Genomic DNA, 1,156 nt, shown 5'->3' with positions numbered 1-1,156 from the left:
GCTGGCAAAACTCCCGGACAAGGACAGCGTACTGGCCAGGCGGTATCTCTCTGGGGATGGTAAGCACCCACCTCCTTGCAAGCTGGGAGTTCCATTGTTTTTCCACCGCTTCGGCTGCGTTCCATAAGGTGTTACGGTCGGCATATTCCTGTGGGGCATTTGCCGGGAGCAGGATTTCATTGTGGACGATACCACGCTTTTCCGGGTAGTGCTTCACTTGCTGGTCATATTCACAGAACAGCTTTTCGCCGCTCTGGTAAGCAGCGGCGGCAACCGCAGACTGCCGTTGGCTGCGCTGAACAATCGTGATTTCGTTATGTGGACAGGGCATTTCGTATCCCTCCTTTCGCTAATTGGTGGATGGGGTGGCGTTTTACCACCTCATTTTGGGCAGAAAAAAAGCAGGAGACCTTTTTCAGATTTCCTGCTCGGTGCGCCGCTGTGTTGGCGGCGGGTATTTAGTTGTAAAAGTTCGGGGCAAGTTGACCCGATGTGTGGGTGGCAAACTGGAAGTTGTGTTATTCTTCACGATTCTCAATGTTATAGACAATACAAGCAATTCCTGCAATCATCGAAAACAGAATAGCTCCGCCCATTGCCTCATCCAAGGTAGCACCAATAAAGAATCCTGCGATTGCAGCAATCGCCATAATAATGACGCAAGACACCGTCCTGTACTTTTTCATATGCAATTCCTCCGTTAAAAATTCCTCCTCCACAAATACCGGTTTTCTTAATTCGACAAACCTGTATTGCTCAATCGTTTTTCTCCGTTAGGAGAATATACAATCCATAAATAAAAAGAACAAGGAATAAAACCGTAGGAATCAATAATCCATTTTCTAAAATACTTACAATCATTCTTCCAGGTGGCGTTACCCATGCAGTTGCTGGATTTTGCATTGCCGCTATTATCATTCCTACAATACCAACAATACCACCTAATGTTAAAAAACCACCTTTTATATTTCTACTCATAATCATTACCTCCTCGTTAAATATCGATTAGTCGTTGACTTCATTATACTTTATTCGACCGTCAAAGTATAGAGAGATTTTGTAAAACTTGTCGGCTGGGAACAACTTGCAACGCAAGGTGTCCCCAGATGGCAAGTCCACAAAAGGGTAGCTGGCGGCAGCCAGCGCAGGGGAAGCG

At 45.9% G+C, this 1,156-nt stretch carries 3 protein-coding genes; all 3 read right to left on the bottom strand.

Annotated features, from left to right (window positions below):
* Positions 1 to 331: MobA/MobL family protein (locus tag DWX32_RS20375; RefSeq protein ID WP_243037649.1), on the bottom strand; the 331-nt coding region annotated here is incomplete at its 3' end.
* 187 nt (positions 332 to 518) lie between these two features.
* Positions 519 to 686, bottom strand: coding sequence for a hypothetical protein (locus tag DWX32_RS19960; RefSeq protein ID WP_172733540.1), 168 nt, complete (start codon positions 684 to 686; stop codon positions 519 to 521).
* Between the two features lie 70 nt (positions 687 to 756).
* Complete coding sequence (locus tag DWX32_RS19125) at positions 757 to 978, bottom strand: peptidase M50 (RefSeq protein ID WP_118660871.1); 222 nt, start codon at positions 976 to 978, stop codon at positions 757 to 759.
* Between the last annotated feature and the right edge of the window lie 178 nt (positions 979 to 1,156).

The sequence above is a fragment of the Blautia sp. AF19-13LB genome, from assembly GCF_003479105.1.
In the GTDB taxonomy this organism is placed as follows: Bacteria; Bacillota; Clostridia; order Lachnospirales; family Lachnospiraceae; genus Fusicatenibacter; species Fusicatenibacter saccharivorans.
Note: the sequence above shows the minus strand (reverse complement) of the source record. Positions and strands in the feature narration are given on the sequence as shown.